At 65.5% G+C, this 19,205-nt stretch carries 18 protein-coding genes; 4 read left to right on the plus strand and 14 right to left on the minus strand.

The window, feature by feature from the left end; genetic code table 11:
- Positions 1-4: 4 nt before the first annotated feature.
- Genes rpe through fmt form a run of 3 tightly spaced genes read right to left on the minus strand, consistent with a single transcriptional unit; the run spans position 5 to position 3,046 of the window.
- Positions 5-688: a ribulose-phosphate 3-epimerase gene (rpe, locus tag MAB_RS14250; protein ID WP_005057721.1), complete on the minus strand. Its 684-nt coding sequence runs from the start codon at positions 686-688 to the stop codon at positions 5-7.
- A 22-nt stretch (positions 689-710) separates the two neighbouring features.
- Positions 711-2,126, minus strand: coding sequence for an RsmB/NOP family class I SAM-dependent RNA methyltransferase (locus MAB_RS14255; RefSeq protein ID WP_012296596.1), 1,416 nt, complete (start codon positions 2,124-2,126; stop codon positions 711-713).
- A complete protein-coding gene (fmt, locus tag MAB_RS14260; RefSeq protein ID WP_012296597.1) occupies positions 2,123-3,046 on the minus strand; it encodes a methionyl-tRNA formyltransferase in 924 nt (307 codons plus the stop codon). Before fmt ends, MAB_RS14255 begins: the two co-directional genes overlap by 4 nt.
- 179 nt (positions 3,047-3,225) lie before the next feature.
- Here fmt and MAB_RS14265 point away from each other — a divergent pair, with 179 nt between their 5' ends.
- Entirely contained in the window at positions 3,226-3,792 is a 567-nt protein-coding gene (locus tag MAB_RS14265) for a TetR/AcrR family transcriptional regulator (protein ID WP_005057714.1), read from the plus strand.
- Between the two features lie 11 nt (positions 3,793-3,803).
- Here MAB_RS14265 and MAB_RS14270 read toward each other — a convergent pair whose 3' ends face one another.
- Entirely contained in the window at positions 3,804-5,819 is a 2,016-nt protein-coding gene (locus MAB_RS14270; protein WP_012296599.1) for a primosomal protein N', read from the minus strand.
- A gap of 124 nt (positions 5,820-5,943) precedes the next feature.
- Between MAB_RS14270 and MAB_RS14275 the strand changes: the two genes are divergently transcribed.
- Entirely contained in the window at positions 5,944-6,879 is a 936-nt protein-coding gene (locus tag MAB_RS14275; protein ID WP_005082335.1) for an alpha/beta hydrolase, read from the plus strand.
- Here the strand turns inward: MAB_RS14275 and MAB_RS14280 are convergent.
- From MAB_RS14280 to MAB_RS14295, 4 genes are read right to left on the minus strand one after another with little or no spacing between them, the layout of a single operon-like run.
- On the minus strand, positions 6,857-8,302 hold the full coding sequence (locus MAB_RS14280; RefSeq protein ID WP_005082336.1) for an NCS1 family nucleobase:cation symporter-1: 1,446 nt from the start codon (positions 8,300-8,302) through the stop codon (positions 6,857-6,859). The two genes, MAB_RS14275 and MAB_RS14280, sit on opposite strands and share 23 nt — an antisense overlap.
- Positions 8,302-9,321 carry a TIGR03842 family LLM class F420-dependent oxidoreductase gene (locus tag MAB_RS14285; RefSeq protein WP_005111352.1) on the minus strand — a complete coding sequence of 340 codons (1,020 nt, stop codon included), beginning with the start codon at positions 9,319-9,321 and terminating at the stop codon, positions 8,302-8,304. Before MAB_RS14285 ends, MAB_RS14280 begins: the two co-directional genes overlap by 1 nt.
- A gap of 26 nt (positions 9,322-9,347) precedes the next feature.
- The gene (gene hydA / locus MAB_RS14290) at positions 9,348-10,769 is read right to left on the minus strand and encodes a dihydropyrimidinase (protein ID WP_005111354.1); all 1,422 of its coding nucleotides are present in this window, start codon (positions 10,767-10,769) and stop codon (positions 9,348-9,350) included.
- A 9-nt stretch (positions 10,770-10,778) separates the two neighbouring features.
- A complete protein-coding gene (locus tag MAB_RS14295) occupies positions 10,779-11,627 on the minus strand; it encodes a nitrilase-related carbon-nitrogen hydrolase (protein ID WP_012296600.1) in 849 nt (282 codons plus the stop codon).
- A gap of 168 nt (positions 11,628-11,795) precedes the next feature.
- On the opposite strand from MAB_RS14295, the gene MAB_RS14300 reads away from it, so the two are divergent.
- On the plus strand, positions 11,796-12,587 hold the full coding sequence (locus MAB_RS14300) for a phosphatidylethanolamine N-methyltransferase family domain-containing protein (protein ID WP_005111358.1): 792 nt from the start codon (positions 11,796-11,798) through the stop codon (positions 12,585-12,587).
- A gap of 75 nt (positions 12,588-12,662) precedes the next feature.
- On the opposite strand, the gene metK is transcribed toward MAB_RS14300, so the two are convergent.
- From metK to mihF, 5 genes are all read right to left on the minus strand, one after another.
- Positions 12,663-13,865, minus strand: coding sequence for a methionine adenosyltransferase (gene metK, locus MAB_RS14305; RefSeq protein WP_005057696.1), 1,203 nt, complete (start codon positions 13,863-13,865; stop codon positions 12,663-12,665).
- A gap of 82 nt (positions 13,866-13,947) precedes the next feature.
- Entirely contained in the window at positions 13,948-15,195 is a 1,248-nt protein-coding gene (gene coaBC / locus MAB_RS14310; protein WP_005057695.1) for a bifunctional phosphopantothenoylcysteine decarboxylase/phosphopantothenate--cysteine ligase CoaBC, read from the minus strand.
- A gap of 54 nt (positions 15,196-15,249) precedes the next feature.
- Positions 15,250-15,558, minus strand: coding sequence for a DNA-directed RNA polymerase subunit omega (gene rpoZ / locus MAB_RS14315; RefSeq protein WP_005057694.1), 309 nt, complete (start codon positions 15,556-15,558; stop codon positions 15,250-15,252).
- 68 nt (positions 15,559-15,626) lie between these two features.
- On the minus strand, positions 15,627-16,196 hold the full coding sequence (gene gmk / locus MAB_RS14320) for a guanylate kinase (RefSeq protein ID WP_025239507.1): 570 nt from the start codon (positions 16,194-16,196) through the stop codon (positions 15,627-15,629).
- Between the two features lie 10 nt (positions 16,197-16,206).
- On the minus strand, positions 16,207-16,524 hold the full coding sequence (gene mihF, locus MAB_RS14325; protein ID WP_005057687.1) for an integration host factor, actinobacterial type: 318 nt from the start codon (positions 16,522-16,524) through the stop codon (positions 16,207-16,209).
- Positions 16,525-16,982: 458 nt separating this feature from the next.
- On the opposite strand from mihF, the gene MAB_RS14330 reads away from it, so the two are divergent.
- The gene (locus tag MAB_RS14330) at positions 16,983-18,299 is read left to right on the plus strand and encodes an acyltransferase family protein (protein WP_005111362.1); all 1,317 of its coding nucleotides are present in this window, start codon (positions 16,983-16,985) and stop codon (positions 18,297-18,299) included.
- Between the two features lie 82 nt (positions 18,300-18,381).
- Here the strand turns inward: MAB_RS14330 and pyrF are convergent, their stop codons facing one another.
- Complete coding sequence (pyrF, locus tag MAB_RS14335) at positions 18,382-19,203, minus strand: orotidine-5'-phosphate decarboxylase (RefSeq protein WP_005111363.1); 822 nt, start codon at positions 19,201-19,203, stop codon at positions 18,382-18,384.
- Between the last annotated feature and the right edge of the window lie 2 nt (positions 19,204-19,205).

The following is a 19,205-nucleotide window of genomic DNA, read 5'->3' on the forward strand; positions in this document are numbered from 1 at the left end:
TCAATCAACGGGCCGAATGTGCTGCTGCCCTGGCGGCTTGCTCGCGCAGCGCCCGCACCGCCGCTTCGGGGTTCTGCGCCCCATAGACCGCCGAACCTGCGACAAAACAGTCGACGCCCGCCTCGGCGGCCTGCTCGATGGTGTCGGTGTTGATGCCGCCGTCGATTTCCACCAGCACCGACAGCTCGCCAGAGTCGACGAGTTTGCGCACCGCGCGCACCTTGTCCAACACGCTCGCGATGAAGGATTGCCCGCCGAACCCCGGTTCGACCGACATGACCAACAACGTGTCAAAGTCCTTCAGCACCTCAAGGTATGGCTCCAGCGGTGTGCCCGGCTTGATACTCAGCCCGGCCTTCGCACCCGCCGCCCGAATGTCGCGCGCGACCCCGACGGGATTGTCGGTGGCCTCGGCGTGGAATGTCACATTATGCGCGCCGGCCTCGGCATAGCCAGGTGCCCAGCGATCCGGGTTGTCGATCATCAAGTGGCAGTCGATGGGGATATCGGTTGCGGCGAGCAGACTGTCGACCACGGGCAGCCCCAGGGTGAGGTTGGGCACGAAATGCCCGTCCATCACGTCCACGTGCAGCCAGTCGGCTCCTTCAACGGCCGCCATCTCCTCGGCGAGGCGTGCGAAATCGGCGGACAGGATCGAGGGGGCGATCATGGGAGCGCGGTGAGACATGTCGTTCAGCTTATGTGCCCCTTCATGCGTGTTTACGCAGGAGGGCGGTGAACATGGCGTCAGTGCCGTGCCGGTGCGGCCATAGCTGCACCGCATCTGCGTCGCCCAACCCCGCCACGCCGGGAAACACCGCCCGGGCGTCTTCGGCGCTCACCGCGTAGCGGCGCACGGCATCGGAGACAACACCCACCGTCTCCGCCAGGTGTGGCGAGCAGGTGCTGTACACAATGACGCCACCCGGACGAGTCAATTGGATTGCACTGGCGAGCAATTCGCGTTGCAGCTTGACCAGCTCCGGAATGTCACCCGGTTGTCGGCGCCACCGTGCTTCCGGTCGGCGGCGCAGCGCACCCAGCCCGGTGCATGGCGCGTCGACCAGCACTCGGTCGAAGGATGCGGCAGCCAAGTCGCTGTCGCGCCCATCCGCGGTGACCACCGTAACCGGCAGAGACTTCGTGGCGTTTGCCACCAACTCCGCGCGGTGCGGCGCGACCTCCACCGCCGTTACATGGGCGCCGCGCTGGGCGGCCAACGCCCCCAACAGCGCGGTCTTGCCGCCCGGGCCGGCGCACAGATCGAGCCACTGCTCGTCGGCGCCCTGCAGCGGAGCCAATGCGGTCGCACGCGCGATCAGCTGGCTGCCTTCGTCCTGCACCTGCGCCAGGCCGTCGCGTACCGGCTCCAACCGGCCCGGATCCCCTCCGGGTAGGTACACGGCGAAGGGTGAATAGCGGCCGACGGTGCCGCCGACCGCCTCCGCCAACGCTTCCGCATCGATCCGGCCCGGACGCGCGGCAAGGTGAACGAGCGGTCGCTCATCGTCACTGGCGAGCACCTGGGCAAGCTCCGAGCCCGCCGGTCCGAGCGCGTCGGAGAACGACTGTGCGATCCACCGCGGGTGAGCGGTCGCGAAGGCCAGCCGTCCGATCCGGTCCGACTCCGGCGGCGCCAACTCCTCAACCCAGTCCGCCTCGTCCCGACGTGAGATGGTGCGCAACACCGCGTTCACGAAACCCGCTCTGCCCTGGTCGAATTCGACGGCGACCGCGTCCACGGTGGTGGACAACGCGGCATGCGGCTCAACACGGGTCCGCAGCAGTTGGTAGGCGCCCAAACGCAACGGGTCGCGCAGGCCCTCATCGACCTGATCGATGGTGCGGCCCGCGGCGGCCTCGATCACCGCGTCGAGAAGACCACGGGCCCTGCATGTTCCATAGGTGAGCTCGGTGGCGAAGGCGGCGTCGCGGCCGGTGATACCGCGTTCGCGCAGCAGCGCGGGCAACGCCAGATTAGCGTAGGCATCTTGGCGCGATACCGCCCGCAGTACGTCGAGGGCGGCCTGACGTGGTGGGTCAAGCTTACGGCGCGCACGCTCCGCAGGACCCGCACTCCGACGGGAGTCCTGATTCGACCGGCGGCGCGGCGGACGCGTACTCACAGCGCGTGAACCTCCGCATCCAGCCGGGCACCCCGGGCCCAATCCGCGGCCTTCATCACCTTCTTGCCCTGAGGCTGCACCTCATCGAGTGCGATCGCCGTGGTTCCCGTGCCAACCAGGACGTCACGCTTGCGCACCGCCACGGCGCCGGGCGGTAACTGCTCGTCGGTGGCGACGCCGACCGGGCCGACCTTGACCCGCGTCCCGCCGATATTGGTCCAGGCGCCTGGTTCCGGAGTCATCGCCCGAATATGCCGGTCGATAGCGTGCGCGGGTAGCTCCCAGCGGATGCGCGCCTGCTCCACCGTGATTTTCGGTGCGATGCTCACCCCGTCCACCGCCTGCGGCACGGCCACCAGCGCGCCGTCCTCGATGCCGTCCATCGTCGATTCGAGCAGGCCCGCGCCGGATTCGGCCAGCCTGCCCAGTAACGCACCGGCGGTGTCATTCGGCGAGATTCGTTCGGTCACCACCCCGTACACGGGCCCACTGTCCAGTGCGGGCTCAATGAGAAATGTTGTAGCGCCCGTGATCTCATCTCCAGCCGCGATCGAAGCTTGTACCGGCGCGGCACCACGCCAGGCCGGCAGCAGCGAGAAGTGCAGATTCACCCAGCCAAGCCGCGGCACCGCCAGCAGCTCGGGTTTGAGCAGGGCGCCGTAGGCCACGACCGCACAACAGTCGACGTCGAGTTGCGCCAACTCGCGCACGAACTCGGGTTCGTTGGGGCGCGCCGGAGTAAGCACGGCAACCCCGTGTTCACGTGCCAGCGCCGCCACCGGAGAGGACGCCGATGCCCTCCCTCTGCCCGCACGGGCATCGGGCCGGGTCAACACCGCGACCACCTCATGACGAGACGCCAATAACCTCTCCAGAGACGGCAACGCCGGGGCCGGAGTACCGGCGAACACTATGCGCACCGCGCCAGTCTAGGAAGGATGCACCGCCCACATCGAATCCCGAAGAGCGCGGAACCACACAGACCATGCGATAGGGTTCGCCAAGAGTAGCGGGAGAAACTCTGGATACATCCGATACCATAATTTCGATGGCTACCAGAGGACGAGGCCGGCCCAGTGGCGCTCCGTACGATCGCAAGTTGCGAACCGAGGAGCTGCTCGACGCCGCCGAGCGCGCGATTCGCAACAGTGGCGGAACCGTCTCCATCGCCGAAGTGGCCAGGGAGGCCGGGTTCGCCAGGTCCGCATGCTACGCGGTATTTCCCACCAAGGCCGACCTGCTGCGCTCGTTGAGTCGGCGCCACGCAGACCGACTGATCTCCGGCGCCTGGCAGCACAGCATGGTGGGCGACACACGGGACCAGATCCGGGCCTTTTCCACCCTGGTTATCGATTGGATCAGCGCGGAACCCGAGCTGTACATCGCACTTGATCGCGACCTCACCGCGCAGGAACAGCTCGATCACGGTGTCTTTGATCTCATAGCCCAGGTGACCGAAGAGCATTTGCACGCCCAGTTTCCCGGCGACCAGATGACGCGGCTGGCACCCATCTGGTCGCGGCTCGCAGTCGGGGGCGTGTTGATGACCATCAACTGGTGGAGCGCCTCGCGCACCATGACTCAAGACGATCTCATCGGCTACATCGTGGAGACCTTCGCCGAAGGCATTGGTGAGGGGTCCCGGCTCGTCGCCGCAAATTGCTGAAATTCGCCAGATCAGCCCACGTGGAGCGGATCGATCTGAACCCTGACGGGCTGGGCGTCGCGGCGAGCGCTCAGCGTGGTGACGCCGCGGCGCAAAGCCGCGGCGAGTTCCAGTCCGGCGGCGCGTTCGACCCGAACCAGTATGCGCACCACCTCGACGCTGTCGGGCACACCCGCCGGACGCCGCGCCCCAAGCGGCAGCTCGACGGGCCCCAGCAGCTCGGCCCCCTCCGGCAGGTCGGCCGTGTCAATGAGGCCGGCGACCGCCTGGGCGGGCCCGTCGACGGCGGCGATGTGCACCTGCGGCGGCAGCCCCACCTCCGCGCGCGCCGCCAATTCGGTGGCCGCGTGTCCCACCGGATCCCACCGAATGAGCGCTTGCACGGTGGACAGGGAGGAATCCGCGACCACCACCACCGTTCCGCCCTCATCGCGCCCGCGCACCAAGGCCGCGGCAGCCATCCACTTGCGCAGGGTGTCCTCCGCGGCGCGTAGATCCTGACGTCCCAGCAGTGCCCACGCGTCTAGCAGCAGCGCCGCGCCATACCCGCCCGGTGTCACCGGCTCCGCCCCGGGAGTGCACACCACCAGGGTCGGCGGCCCGGTCACCGTGTCATGGACCTCACCGCCACCGGAGGTCACGACCGGCACCCCGGGCAGCGCTCTGCCGAGCTCCTCGGCCGTCCTGCGAGCGCCCACCACCACAGCACGTACCGCACTGGAGCCGCAGCGCGCACAACGCAAGTCGGCGTCTACCCGTCCGCACCATCGACAGCTGGGGCTCGCACTGTGCGATGCCCCGCCGGGCCCCTCCCATGCCAACGGCCCGGTGCAGTGACGGCACCGCGCCACCGTCCGGCATTTCGTACAGGCCAGCGCCGGCACATAACCACGGCGCGGCACCTGCACAAGTACTGAATGACCGCGCTTCAGTGCGTCGCGGGCCGCGGTCAACGCGACCATCGGCAGGCGCGCCGAACGTGCCGCCGGATCACGCTCCTGCGCGTATCCGCTGTCATCGAGCGCACTGATCCGTGCCGAGGACTTCCGCACCGTGGGCCGGGCGGCCACCAGATCGTGCGCCCAGCCGCCTTCGACGAGCGCCTGCGACTCGGCCGTACGGGCATACCCCCCGATCACCGCGGCGCAGCGCAATTGGTGGGCGCGCAGCATCGCCACGTCCCTAGCATGCGGATAGGGAGAACGCGGCTCGGCAAGATTGTCGTCGCCGTCGTCCCACACCATCACCAGTCCCAGATCGACCACCGGCGCGAACACCGCAGCCCTGGTGCCGATCACCACAGTCGCTTGGCCGCGTAGCACCGCCAACCACCGCCGATATCGTTCGGCCGGCCCCAACTCGGCCGAGAGCGCGACAACACGTTGCACGCCAAAGTTTTTCACGCATTCAGCGGACAGCGCGTCGATATCCCGCTGGTCGGGAACAATCGCCAACACTCCCTTGCCGGTGCTCGCGGTGGCCCGCGCGGCCTCGGCAAGCCGCAGGCACCAGGCCTCCCCCGGCAGCGCCTGCCAGACCGCGCGCGCGGCACGGCCGTGCGTCAGCGCGTCCAGGAATCGTTCTCCGCGCTGATAACGCGACCAGCCGGAGCGATCCGGAGTTTCCGGCGGCAAGCCGTCCGCGCCTGGCACCCGGTTTTCCTTTTCGACGCGTGCGTGACGCGGCGGCAGCGCGAGGCGCAGCACATCCGCGCGAGTCCCGGCGTAGCGAGCCGCCACCGCGTCGACGAGCCTGCGGACATCCGGGGTGAGCACCCGGGTAGGAGATACGACGCGATCCAGCCAGCCGAGCTTGCCAGAGTGGTCACTTTCCGAACGGCGCTCCAGCAGGATGGCGTCCACCAGGCGGCCGTGGAAACGCACCCGCACCCGCACACCGGGCTGGGCATCGTCCGATTGCTCGGCCGATACGAGATAGTCGAACTCCCGATCCAGATGCGGCACGGTGAGCAACGGCAGCACCCGAGCAATGGGCTCGTGTTCGGCCACCACCCGCGTCGCAGTCACCTGGTCGTTCTAGCAGACGCAGCCGACGCAACCGCGGATCCACCACCGCACGGTCGCCGATGTGCGCTACCCAGTGTGGCCCGTCCCGGGTAAGTCCCCGAGGGGATGCCGCTAAGGTGAGGCCATGACAGCCACCGCCGGTATCGATCCGATCATCGTCAAGATCCTGGAAGCTGTTCCGATTCAACTCGTTTCACCGGACGGGCCGCAGGCCTCCCGGGATGCCTATCGGGCGATCGCCACGGCGCGCCCGCCGTGGATCGAGGTGGCCAACATCGAAGATCGCACGATCCCGGGCCCCGCCGGCGAAATACCGGTTCGGATCTACTCGCCCGCCGAGGGCGGAGTACGTCCGGTTTTCGTGCTGATCCATGGCGGCGGATGGGTCATCGGCGACCTGGACACCCACGACGCGGTGGCTCGCGCCGCGGCGGTACAGGCCGATGCCGTGGTGGTCTCGGTGGACTACCGGCTGGCGCCCGAGCACCCCTACCCTGCCGCGGTCGAGGATTGCTGGGCCGCCCTGCAATGGGTGCACGAGCACGCCGCCGAGATCGGCGGCGACCCGGGCCGCCTTGCCGTGGGCGGTGATTCGGCCGGTGGAAACCTGTCGGCAGTCATGGCGCAACTGGCCCGCGACAATGGCATTGACCTGGCTTTTCAGGTGCTGTGGTACCCAGCCACCACCTTTGACACGACGCTGCCGTCCATGGTGGAGAACGCCGAGGCGCCAGTGCTGGACTTCAAGACCGTGGGTGCGCTGAGCAAGTGGTACCTCGGCGACACCAATCCGGCCACCGCGGGCCCGACGCTGGTCCCGGCCCGTGCGGAAAACTTCGAGGGGTTGGCTCCGGCCTTTATCGGCACGGCACAGTTCGATCCGCTGCGCGATGACGGCGCCAAGTACGCCGAGCTGTTGCGTGACGCCGGTGTGCCCGTACAGCTACACAACGCGCCGACGTTGATCCACGGTTACCTCGGCTACGCCGATATCGTGCCGTCCGCCACCGAGGAGCGCGACCTTTCCCTGGCCGCGCTCAAGCAGGCCCTACACGGCTAGACCGGGACCTGCCACGCCCCAACAGGTACATGAGTACGCCGCCCAGCAGGGCGCCGACCGGCCAGGAAAGGGCGGTCACGCCCTGGGCTCGCGGCACCAGCGCGATAACGACCGCCACAATGCCGCCGATACCCAGCGAGATCAGCGCGGCCGGATTGAAGCCGCCGGCGTAGTGATACGCGCCTCCGGGGGATTCGGAATACAGGTCGGCGGTGTGGGTGTGTTGCCGGCGCAGCAGGTAGTAGTCCACGACCAGGATGCCGAACACCGGTCCCATCAAAGCGCCCACACCACCCAGGAAGTACACGATCGCGGCCTCGTTGCCCCAGATTTTCCAGGGCAGCACCGCGACCGACAGCACCGCGGTGATGATGCCCCCGGTGCGAAATGAGATGTACTTCGGTGCCACATTGGAAATGTCGTACGACGGCGAGACGAAGTTGAGCACCACGTTGATGCCGACGGTGGCGATCGCGAAAAGAACCGCGGCGACCACCACGACGGCATCCGAGTCGATATCCGCGACCAGCTCGACCGGATCGGTCATCGCACTGCCGTACTTCTTCAGTGCGGCAAGCGAAATGACGATCGAGATCACCACGAAGGCCGTCTCGTTGAACGGGATACCCAGTGCGTTGCCCCGCAGAATCGCACGCCTACTCGGCGCGAAACGCGCGAAGTCGGCATAGTTGACCAGCGGACCCGCCATGAAAGCGACCATCAGGAAAGCCACCCCGACGAACGCCAACACCGTGGCCCCAGCCGACAACGGTGCGCCGGTACGAGCGCCGAAGTCGATGCTCCAGCCCACACTGTCCAACATCCATACGGCCAGGGCGAGCATCCCGATCCAGACCACCGGGCCGGCCACATCCGATGCCTTGCGCACCACTTCCATGCCGTAGTTCAGGATCAGCAGCTGCACAGTCCACAGGGAAAGGAATGCGGCCCACCCCAAGGCATGTAGGCCCAGGAATGTCGGTTCCGTCCAGGACCGCAGTCCCGGGTCCAGCCGTAGCAGCAGCACGATAACCGCCGTGGATGCCAGGTAGGTCTGGATGCCGTACCAGAAAATAGCGACCAGGCCGCGCAGCAGCGCCGGGATGTTGGCGCCGAACACCCCGAACGTGGCGCGGGCGAAAACCGGGAAGGGCACGCCCAGCCGTTGGCCGGCTATCCCGATCAGATTGCTCCCCGTCCAGAGCACCAGCACCCCGGTGAAGAGCGCCAGCATCGTCTGCCAACCGGTAAGACCCAGCGCCAGCATGCCCACCGCGAATCCGTAGCTGCCCAGGCTGTGCGCGGAGGTCATCCAGAGACAGAAGATGTCCCACGTGCGCCAGGTGGCCTGTGCCGCCGTGGTGGGCGCCAGGTCATCGTTACTCAATCTACCGGCCGCCGGGCCGGCCGCCTCCAGGACCACTAGCCGCTCTTCGCCGTGATGTGTTGTGACAGTGCGGGTATCACTGTCTCTCCATAGACCCGCAGCGTCTCTTCCTTGTTGTCGTGTTGGAGGTAGCCGGCGAATTGGTCCACACCTAAGGCCTTGAGCTCGGACAATTTGGCGATATGTTCATCGGCGGTGCCCAACACACAGAAACGGTCCACGATGTCATCACTGACGAACTCGGCGTGGGTGTTTCCCGCGCGGCCGTGTTGGTTGTAGTCGTATCCGTCACGGCCGGCGATGTACGCGGTAAGGGTCTGCGGTACATCGCCCTGTGAGCCGTATCTGGCCACGATATCGGCGACGTGATTACCCACCATCCCACCGAACCAGCGGCACTGCGCGCGCATGTGCGTCCGGTCCGATCCCACATACATGGGTGCAGCCACGCAAATCCGTACCGCCGCGGGGTCGCGCCCGGCAGCGACCGCTGCCTCCCGCACTGCCCCGATCATCCAGCGTGCGATATCGATGTCGGCAAGCTGCAGGATGAAGCCGTCGGCGACCTGCCCCGCGAGGGCAAGGGCCTTGGGCCCGTACGCCGCTACCCAGACATCGAGCTCGGACCCTCTGCTCCACGGGAACTGCATGGTGGCGCCGTGATATTCGACGGGACGGGAGTTGGCCAGCTCTCGAATGACATGTATCGATTCGCGCAGCGTTGCCAGCGTGGTCGGCGTCCCACCCGTTACGCGCACCGCGGAATCGCCACGACCGATGCCGCAAATGGTGCGGTTGCCGTACATGTCATTCAGGGTCGCGTACAGCGACGCCGTGACGGTCCAGTCTCGCGTGGCCGGATTGGTCACCATGGGGCCCACCACAATGCGCCGCGTTTCGTGCAAAATCTGGCTGTAGAGCACGTAGGGCTCCTGCCACAGCAGATGCGAATCAAAGGTCCACAGATGGCTGAAACCATGAGCCTCGGCAAGTTTCGCCAGCTGCACGGTACGCACCGCGGGTGGGTCGCATTGCAGGACAACTCCGAAATCCATCGCGGGGCCCTCTCTATCAACCAGCCTCAGATGAGGTATTGACACAGGTCGCGGCGCAGGAACACACCGTCCCCCTTACTGCCGAGGTACTCGTCGCCGTCGACGATCACCTTTCCGCGGGACAGCACGGTATCGACGTGCCCGTCGATCTCGTACCCCTCCCACGCCGAGTGGTCCATATTCATGTGATGGGTCTTGCCCAGTCCAATCGAGGTGTGCCCGTTGGGGTCGTAGACAACGATGTCCGCATCGGCCCCCGGGGCGATGACGCCCTTGCGCCCGTACAGCCCGAACATCCGTGCCGGCGTGGTCGAGGTGATCTCGACCCACCGCTCCACGCTGATCCGGCCGTCCACCACACCTTGGTAGAGCAGGTCCATCCGGTGTTCGATGGATCCGATACCGTTGGGAATCTTGGAGAAATCCCCGATGCCCATGTCCTTCTGCCCCTTCATGCAGAACGGGCAGTGGTCCGTGGACACCATCTGAATGTCGTTGGTGCGCAATGCGCGCCACATTTCGTCCTGATGATGCTCGTGCTTGGCACGCAGCGGCGTCGAGCAGACCCACTTGGCGCCGTCGAAACCGGGCGCGCCCAGGTTGTCCTCGAGGGACAGATACAGATATTGCGGGCACGTTTCGCCATATACGTTCTGGCCGGCGTCACGCGCGGCCGCCAATTGCGCGACGGCCTGTTTCGCCGAGACGTGTACCACGTACAGCGGCGCACCGGTCAGATTGGACAGCATGATGGCGCGGTGCGTGGCCTCTTCCTCAAGCTGCCACGCGCGGGCGATGCCGTGGTAATAAGGATCGGTCTTGCCTTCGGCGAGTAACTGGGCCACCAAAACGTCGATCGCGGGACCATTCTCGGCATGCATCATCGTCATCAGCCCCGTCGCGGCGCCCACCTGCATGGCCCGCACTATCTGTGCGTCGTCGCTGTAGAAGACCCCGGGATAGGCCATGAACATCTTGTAGCTGGTGATGCCCTCGTCGGTCAGCCTGCGCAGCGCCGCCAAAGAAGCATCGTTGACATCTCCCACAATCTGGTGAAACGAGTAGTCGATGGCACATTGCCCGGCTGCCATCTCATGCCAGGTATCCAGCGAATCCTGCAGCCGCTCACCGAATTTCTGCACTGCGAAGTCGATGATGGTAGTCGTGCCGCCCCACGCGGCGGCGCGCGTGCCGGTCTCGAAATCATCGGATGCCGTAGTACCGCCGAAGGGCATGGACATGTGAGTGTGTGCGTCGATGCCCCCGGGAATAACGTATTTGCCGTGGGCCTCGATCACGGTATCGACGGTTTTCGCGAGGTCCATCCCGAGCAGGGTGCTGCCGGGCAATAGGACCGCCGCGATCGTCGCGCCGTCCACCAAGACATCGGCGGCACCGCGTCCGGTCGCCGACACCACCGTGCCGCCCCGGATCAAAGTCGTTGCCATCGCAGCCTCCTACGGTGCGATGATCGGGCCGTAGGTATCCGGACGGCGGTCCCGGTAAAACTGCCAGTCATCCCGAACTTGACGGACCAGCGACAGGTCGAGATCCCGTATCACGATCTCTTCGTCGGTCGCGGAGCCGATTTCGCCGACATAGTTGCCGCGCGGGTCCACAAAGTACGAACTGCCATAGAAGCTGACCGCCTGATCGCCGAATTCACCGCTTTCGGCGCCTATCCGATTGTTGGCGCCGACGAAGTACTGGTTCGCCGCCGCGGCGGCGGGCTGCTCGAGTTCCCAAAGCCTGTTGGAAAGACCAGGTTTGGTGGCCGACGGATTGAAGACCAGCTCTGCTCCGGCCAGTCCGTAGTTGCGCCAGCCCTCGGGGAAATGGCGGTCATAACAGATGTAGACGCCGATCTTGCCGACGGCGGTGTCGAACACCGGGTATCCGAGATTGCCCGGCCGGAAGTAGAACTTCTCCCAGAACCGGTCCAGGTGCGGAATATGGTGCTTACGGTACTTGCCCAGGTATCTGCCATCGGAATCGACGACGGCGGCGGTGTTGTAGAGAACGCCCGGTTGTTCCTGCTCGTACACGGGCAGCACCAGGACCATGCGGTGCTCCCTGGCCAACTTGGCGAATCGCTCGGTAACCGGGCCGGGCACGGGTTCGGCGTAGCCGTAGTACTTCTTGTCCTGGACGATGCCGAAATACGGGCCGTAGAACAGCTCTTGAAAGCAGATCACCTGGGCACCCCGGGCCGCAGCCTGGGCGACAAAACGCTCGTGTTTGGCGAGCATCGATTCCTTGTCGCCGGTCCAAGTCGCTTGCGTCAGTGCGGCTCTGATCACCGTCATTGACCGACTTTATGCGCACTGCGCCGTTGGCGCGCGCCAAACGGTTCAACGGGCGCCCGGTGCCCAACCGCCGGGCATGTATCCAGGGTGCCCTCCGGGCGTGGTAGAACACGTTACAGTTTTGTGGTTCGCATCACGGCCTCCCCGCTCGCTCACGAGGAAAACACCATGCACTGGTATACCGGAAATTCCATCTACGACACCGTGCTGACGGCGGCTTTCGCGTTCGCGGCGTTCGTGATCGTCGGAGGCTTCTTCGCACAAAGCTCGTATGGCCGCTTCTCCACCACGAAACTCGGGCTCAATCTGAATCCGAAGCTCGGCTGGTGGCTGATGGAGATACCGGCGACGGTGGTATTTCTTGTCTGCTACCTGACCGGGCCCCACCGGCTCGAGACCGCCCCGCTGGTCCTCGCCGCGATCTGGATGTTGCACTACGCCAACCGCGGCTGGTTCTTCCCGCTGGCCATCCGCCAGGTGCCGGGCAAGCGCAGTACCTTCAACGTCTCGGTCGTCGTCATGGGCATGCTGGTGACGTCGATGCATGGGTACCTCAATGGCACGCTCTTCAGCCATGACTTCTTCGGGCAGTACTCCGATGCCTGGCTGCACGATCCGCGGTTCCTACTCGGCCTGGCGGTCTATCTGTGCGGGTTCACGCTGCTACTCAGTTCCGAGTCAATCGTCCGTAACCTGCGTGACAAGAAGAACCCTGGCGCGGCCGAATACCGCATCCCATTCGGCGGTGGGTTCCGGTTCGTCACCAGCCCGGCATACCTCGGCGAGCTGATCGCCTGGTCCGGCTTCGCCCTGCTGACCTGGGCATTGCCCGGTGTGGTGATCTTGTTGATCACCGCCGGCAACCTCATCCCCCGCGCGCTGGCCACCCACCGCTGGTACCAGGAGAAGTTCATCGACTACCCCGCCGACCGGAAGGCGCTGATCCCGAAGATCATCTAGGCGCCGAGCCGACGCAAAAGCCCCCGCACTCGGCGTGTCGGGGGCTTTGCGTCGGCTCGGCAGGAAGCGCAGCGGCTAAATGGCGGCCTTGAGCGCATCGACGCGGTCGGTCTGTTCCCAGGGCAGCTCGACATCGGTGCGGCCGAAGTGGCCGTACGCGGCGGTCTGCGCGTAGATGGGACGCAGGAGGTCCAGGTCGCGGATGATGGCGCCGGGACGCAGGTCGAACACCTCGTTGATGGCCTTCTCAATCTTGGCCTGATCGACGGTGGCGGTACCGAACGTGTCAACGAACAGACCGACCGGCGCTGCCTTGCCGATGGCGTACGCGACCTGCACCTCGGCCCGGTCGGCGAGGCCGGCCGCGACGACATTCTTGGCCACCCAGCGCATCGCGTACGCGGCGGAACGGTCCACCTTTGACGGGTCCTTGCCCGAGAACGCGCCGCCGCCGTGGCGGGCCCAGCCGCCGTAGGTGTCGACGATGATCTTGCGGCCGGTCAGTCCGGCGTCACCCATCGGCCCGCCGAGCACGAACTTGCCCGTCGGGTTGACCAGCAGCCGGTAGTCGGAGATGTCCAGACCATCCTGGTTCAGCTCGTCGAGCACTACCTGGACCACCTTCTCGCGGATGTCCGGGGTCAGCAGATTTTCGAGATCGATATCCGCGGCGTGCTGCGTGGAGAGCACGACAGTGTCCAGCCGGACGGCCTTGTTGCCGTCATACTCGATGGTGACCTGAGTCTTACCGTCGGGACGCAGGTACGGCAGCAGCCCATCCTTGCGCACCTCAGTCAGGCGGCGCGAGAGCCGGTGTGCCAGCGCGATGGGCAGCGGCATCAGCTCGGGGGTGTCGTTGATGGCGTAGCCGAACATCAGGCCCTGATCGCCGGCTCCCTGAGCGTCCAGCGGATCCGCGGCGCCCTCAACGCGGGCCTCGTGGGCCGTGTCGACACCTTGCGCGATATCGGGTGACTGCGCACCGATGGCGACATTCACACCACAGGAGTTTCCATCGAAGCCCTTGGAAGAGGAGTCATAGCCGATTTCCAGCACTCTTTCCCGGACGATGTGCGGGATATCGACATAGGCGGAGGTAGTCACCTCGCCGGCGACATGGACCTGACCGGTGGTCACCAGCGTCTCCACCGCCACCCGGGACTTCGGGTCCTGCGCGAGCATGGCGTCCAGGATCGAGTCACTGATGGCGTCACAGATCTTGTCCGGATGCCCTTCGGTCACTGATTCGCTGGTGAAAAGCCGTCCAGCTGAGCTCACAGCGCAGCCCCTTTCAGATCGTTACATGTCCTAATCATTATGGCCGACGAACCAAGATCGAGGCCATGCCCGGTTGTCAGCTTCACTGACAAAGCCCGGCAACGGCATCCACAATACGGCTTGCCATCAGAACTTTGGTGCCGTGTTCAAGGACAACTTCGGTGATGTCACCACCACTCTGCGCCGAGAGCAACCACCCGTCATTGCTGTCCACCTCGAAGGCCCGTCCCTCGCCAACAGCGTTGACTACCAACAAATCACAGCCCTTGCGCTTCAACTTGGCGCGGGCGTGAAAGAGCACATCGCCGTTTGCGTCGCCCGTTTCCGCGGCAAACCCGACGATTGCCCGCATCTTGGGCAGCTGCCCGTCTGCACGCGCACGAACCACACCGGCCAGCACATCGGCGTTGCGCAGCAACTCAATGGGCGCGTCATTCTCACCGGCGGCCCCGTGGCTCTTTTTGATCTTGCTGGTCGCAACGTGGGCCGGCCGGAAATCTGCCACCGCTGCCGCCATGATCAGCGCTTCGGCCGCAGGAGCGTGTTTGGTGACAGCGTCCTGCAATTGCGCGGCGGAGCTGATATGCACCACCTCGACGCCAGCGGGATCCGGTAAGCCGACGGTATGACCCGCGATGAGCGTGACTTCGGCACCACGCTGAGCGGCGACCCGGGCGATGGCGTATCCCTGCTTACCGGAACTGCGGTTTCCGATAAAGCGCACCGGGTCCAGGGGTTCACGAGTGCCGCCGGCGGTGACCAGGACCCGCACACCGGCCAGATCGTGCGGCAGCGCGTCGGGTCGTGCCAGCAATAATTGGGCCAGGGTGGTGATTTCTTCGGCCTCGGGAAGACGGCCCGGGCCGGTGTCCGCCCCCGTCAGGCGGCCAGAGGCGGGCTCCAGGACAACCGCGCCACGGCTCCGCAGGGTCGCGACATTCTGCTGGGTTGCCGGATGCAGCCACATCTCCGTATGCATCGCGGGGGCGAACAGCACTGGACACGTGGCGGTGAGCAGGGTCGCGGTCAGCAGGTCATCCGCCCGGCCGGTGGCGGCACGCGACAGCAGGTCCGCGGTGGCGGGAGCGACCACTACCAGGTCGGCATCCTGTCCGAGCCGCACGTGCGGAACCTCGGGAACATCGTCGAACACCCCGGTACGGGCCGGCTCACCGGAGAGCGCCTCAAAGGTCGCGGCTCCCACGAACTGCAGGGCCGACTCGGTGGGAACGACCCGGACGCTGTGCCCGGCCTCGGCGAGCTGGCGCACCACGGTGCAGGCCTTGTAGGCGGCGATTCCTCCACCCACTCCGACGATGATCCGGGACATGGACGTCGCCCTAGCCTTGATGCTCTTCGCGCAAGCGGCTCATCGCAGAGCTTCTTACTCGCCTTCGGTGTGCTCGAGCAGGTCGCCGTGGATCTCGCGCAGCGCGATCGACAGCGGCTTCTCCTGCAGGCCTGGCTCGACCAGCGGTCCCACGTACTCGAGGATGCCGTCGCCCAGCTGGTTGTAGTAATCGTTGATCTGGCGTGCGCGCTTGGCGGCGTAGATCACGAGCGCGTACTTACTCGAGGCACGGGCCAGTAGCTCGTCGATCGGCGGGTTGGTGATACCCAGCGGCGTGTCGAGAGCGGCGTCGTAGCTGTCGGTGCCCGGTTCGACGATGACGTCGGTCTGGGAGGTGCTCACTAAAGAATCTCCTGGATAGGTATATGGCGCTGAATATGGCTGGCGCAGAATTCGTGCAGCGCTGCCGGTTAACGTCCGACCAATAACGATACCAACTTTGCGCAGGCATTTTCCAACTGGTCGTTGACGATGACGACATCAAAGTCGGTTTGGGCCGCCATTTCCACCGTGGCCGTTTCCAGCCGCCGGGCAATCACGGACTCCGATTCGGTGCCCCGGCCGGTCAGCCGATCCACCAGCGCCTCCCAGCTCGGTGGCGCCAGAAAGACGGCGAGAGCCTGCGGGAGCGCGGCTTTGATCGCCCGGGCACCGGCCAGATCGACCTCGATGAGCGTCGGGCGGCCCGCCTCCATGGCCTCACGCACGGGCGCGGCCGGGGTTCCCGAGCGTTGTAATCCGCCGTGGATGTCCGCCCATTCCAGCAGCGCGTCGGTGTCGATCAACCGCTGAAACTCCTCGGCGGTGACGAAGTGATAGTCGACACCGTCCACCTCACCCGGCCGTGGGGCCCGGGTGGTCGCGGAAACGCTGAAGAACAGGCCGTCGACCTCATCGCGTAGCCGACGCACAACGGTGGATTTACCGACGGCGGAGGGGCCGGATAGGACTACTACCCGGCCCCTCGTCGAAGCTGTCATCTGGAGTAGATCAGGAAAAGTCGAACCGCTCCAGCAGCGCCTTGCGCTGACGGTCGCCAAGGCCACGCAGACGGCGGGTCGGGGCGATCTCCAGCTCGGTCATGATCTCCTGGGCCTTGACCTTGCCGACCTTGGGCAGGGCCTCCAGCAGAGCGGAAACCTTCATCTTGCCCAGGACCTCATCGGTCTCGGCGTCCGTGAGCACCTGCTTGAGATTGGTGCCACCTTTCTTGAGCTTCTCCTTGAGCTCGGCCCGGGCGCGGCGGGCGGCAGCCGCCTTCGCCAACGCGGCGGCGCGCTGCTCGTCAGTCAACTGTGGAAGGGCCACGATTCCTCCGTCTCGTACGAAACTCGTCGATTTTTCTGTTCGGCTGGAAACACAACCAGCCAGCGACAGCGACCGTACCCACGCCAGCCGACAAATGTGAACCCCACCCCCCTTATCTCGGGGAAAATCGCCTGCTAGAGGGGCCGCGAGCGACCCCGCCGAGCAACCATCGCATCCTCGCCGCCCCACCCGGCATTTCTCCAGATAAGTTTTTAAATATGTTGCACCACATACGGTTTCGCACAGAGTTGACAACACCGGCAATTCGTATACCCGAAGCGGAGACAAGCAAACCGTGATTGCCGTGAGGGCAAACTGAAAATCTTGTGTGAATCTCGTGTTGCGCGTGTCGCGCCCCGTCAACCTTCAGTTGAAGAGACGCAGGTGAGGGCACCACTCGCGGAGCGCCCGTGCGGCCGCTCAGCGCAGCGCATCAGTTGCTGGGTAGGGTGCCAAATATGGGTGACCACGAGCACCCATCACGTGAGCGTGATCGGGTACTAGATGCCGTGAGGCTGATGTCACTGGCCACCGTGGTGGCCTACCACGTCCTTGCCGGCAGCCCCACCCTCGTCAAGGGCAAACCCGCGATGGCATCGAATTACAACGTACATTGGCTATTTTGGCTGGTACCGCTCATGCCGCTGTTTTTCTTTGCCGGTGCCGCCGCAAACGTACACTCCTGGGAGTCCGGCAAATCCTGGGGGCAGTTTCTGATGGGCCGGGCAACGCGGCTCTTTCGCCCCGTGTTCTATTTTTTGGCCGTCGTCGCGCTGATCACCACCTTGCTGCGCATCACGATGGGCAACTCACCACAACTGCTATACCTCGAGATGCGCCATATTGAACTGCTCTGGTACGTGGGGGCCTACCTGTTGACGCTGGCCTTCATGCCGTGTCTGGCGCGCATCCGCACCGCGCACCAACTCGGCTGGTTCATCGCGGCAATGTGCCTGCTCACCGCCCTCACGGACACCGTCAGTCTGATCACTGACACGTGGCTGACGACGGGCTGGATCAACATGATCTTCATGTGGCTGATCCCCGCGGCCCTCGGCATCGGCTATCAGCGCCGGCTCGTCCCCCGCCCGGTGGCGTTGACCCTCGCGAGTGTCGCATTGGCCGCGACCGTGGCACTTGCCGTCCTCGGTCCGTATCCGTCGGGCCTGATCGCCAACATGCCGCCGACCCTGCTGCTCGCCGCAAGCTCGATCGTGGAATGCCTCGCGGTGATCGCGTTCGCACCCATCATCAATCGCTGGGTCCAGGGCGCCAGGACCTGGCGTTTCTTCGAACTGTGCAACAGCGGCAGCATGACGATCTACCTGTGGCACTGGGTTGTCACATTTCTGCTGTCCTACGGGGTCTATTTGACCTTCCGTATCGGGCTGCTGAGCCAGCATGACGCGTGGTACTGGCCGGCAAACGTGCTGCGGCTGCTCATCGTGTGCGCCGTCGTGGCGGTGTTCTTCGTCCCGCTGCGGGCCACCGAGCGACGGCCATTGCCCTGGTGGGATCGCCCGGTGCCGGCGATGAACACGGGGCGCGATATCGCGGTCGGTGTCCTGGTACTGGTCGGCGCGATACTGACGCTGGTCTACACCCGGATCTACGTCATCGATCCGCACTGGGGCGGATTCACGCCGATCGGACGATGGATCGTGGTGGCTTCTCTGGTGCCGCTGGCCGCCGCACGCTTCCTGTGCCGAAACCCCTTGTCCCCCACTGCCGGTCAGGTAATGGACGGACGGCCGCTGGCGCACTCGGCCAGATAGACACCCGCGGACCCGAGTGTGCGGATTGTGTCGATTTTCGGTCGGTTATCGACCGGATTCGCACTCTCGACCGGCGCCAGACTCAGTCGAGTAGATAGGCGACGCTGTCGCGCAATCGACTTACCTGCGCACGCAGCGCGGTAGCGTCCGGCCCGGCCCGCAACACCTCACGGGAGACCGCGGGCAGCAGCGATCCCGGGGCACCACCCAGCCCACGTAGGTCCTCGGGCTTGCCGCCCTGGGCGCCGAGCCCCGGCACCAGCACCGGGCCGCCCAGCGACGATAGATCCGGTGGATCCGTGACGGTCACGCCGACCACCACGCCCACCGAACCCGGGCCAGCCTGTTCCGCGTTCAGCGCGGCCACCTGGTCCACCATCGCTTGCGCGACGGTCTTTTCTCCGGCGCGCGCCCGCTGCACCGGAGGGGCCTCCGGATTGGAGGTCGCGGCCAGCACAAAGACGCCACGATCACGTTCGCGCGCGAGGTCCAGCAAGGGGGACAACGACCCGAACCCCAGGTACGGGGAGGCGGTGACCGCATCTGAGCTCAGCGGTGAATCGCCCAGCCAGGCTTGTGCATAGGCCGCCATCGTCGAGCCGATGTCCCCGCGCTTGGCATCGGCGAGCACCAACACACCCGCGTCACGCAATCCCGCGATAGCGCGTTCCAGGACCGAATAACCTGCCGCACCGTGAGACTCAAAGAACGCCACCTGCGGCTTGACGATCGCGACGTCGGCGAATGCCTCGACGCAGATATCGCTGAACCTGGCCAGACCCGCTGCGTCGGCGTCGAAACCCCAGGCACGCAGCAGCTCCGGGTGCGGATCGATGCCCACACATAGCGGGCCGCGTGATGTGGTCGCGGCCCGCAGCCGTGCCCCGAACGTCACCGGATCCACCG

Origin of the sequence: Mycobacteroides abscessus ATCC 19977 (assembly GCF_000069185.1) — a bacterium.
Classification (GTDB): domain Bacteria; phylum Actinomycetota; class Actinomycetes; order Mycobacteriales; family Mycobacteriaceae; genus Mycobacterium; species Mycobacterium abscessus.

What these genes read in the sequence shown, in the direction of transcription:
- hydA (WP_005111354.1), bottom strand. Translation starts at nt 10,769, where the DNA reads ATGGCAACGACTTTGATCCGGGGCGGCACGGTGGTGTCGGCGACCGGA.
- MAB_RS14295 (WP_012296600.1), bottom strand. Translation starts at nt 11,627, where the DNA reads ATGACGGTGATCAGAGCCGCACTGACGCAAGCGACTTGGACCGGCGAC.
- MAB_RS14330 (WP_005111362.1), top strand. Translation starts at nt 16,983, where the DNA reads ATGGGTGACCACGAGCACCCATCACGTGAGCGTGATCGGGTACTAGAT.
- MAB_RS14285 (WP_005111352.1), bottom strand. Translation starts at nt 9,321, where the DNA reads ATGGATTTCGGAGTTGTCCTGCAATGCGACCCACCCGCGGTGCGTACC.
- rpe (WP_005057721.1), bottom strand. Translation starts at nt 688, where the DNA reads ATGTCTCACCGCGCTCCCATGATCGCCCCCTCGATCCTGTCCGCCGAT.
- MAB_RS14275 (WP_005082335.1), top strand. Translation starts at nt 5,944, where the DNA reads ATGACAGCCACCGCCGGTATCGATCCGATCATCGTCAAGATCCTGGAA.
- coaBC (WP_005057695.1), bottom strand. Translation starts at nt 15,195, where the DNA reads ATGTCCCGGATCATCGTCGGAGTGGGTGGAGGAATCGCCGCCTACAAG.
- MAB_RS14300 (WP_005111358.1), top strand. Translation starts at nt 11,796, where the DNA reads ATGCACTGGTATACCGGAAATTCCATCTACGACACCGTGCTGACGGCG.
- gmk (WP_025239507.1), bottom strand. Translation starts at nt 16,196, where the DNA reads ATGACAGCTTCGACGAGGGGCCGGGTAGTAGTCCTATCCGGCCCCTCC.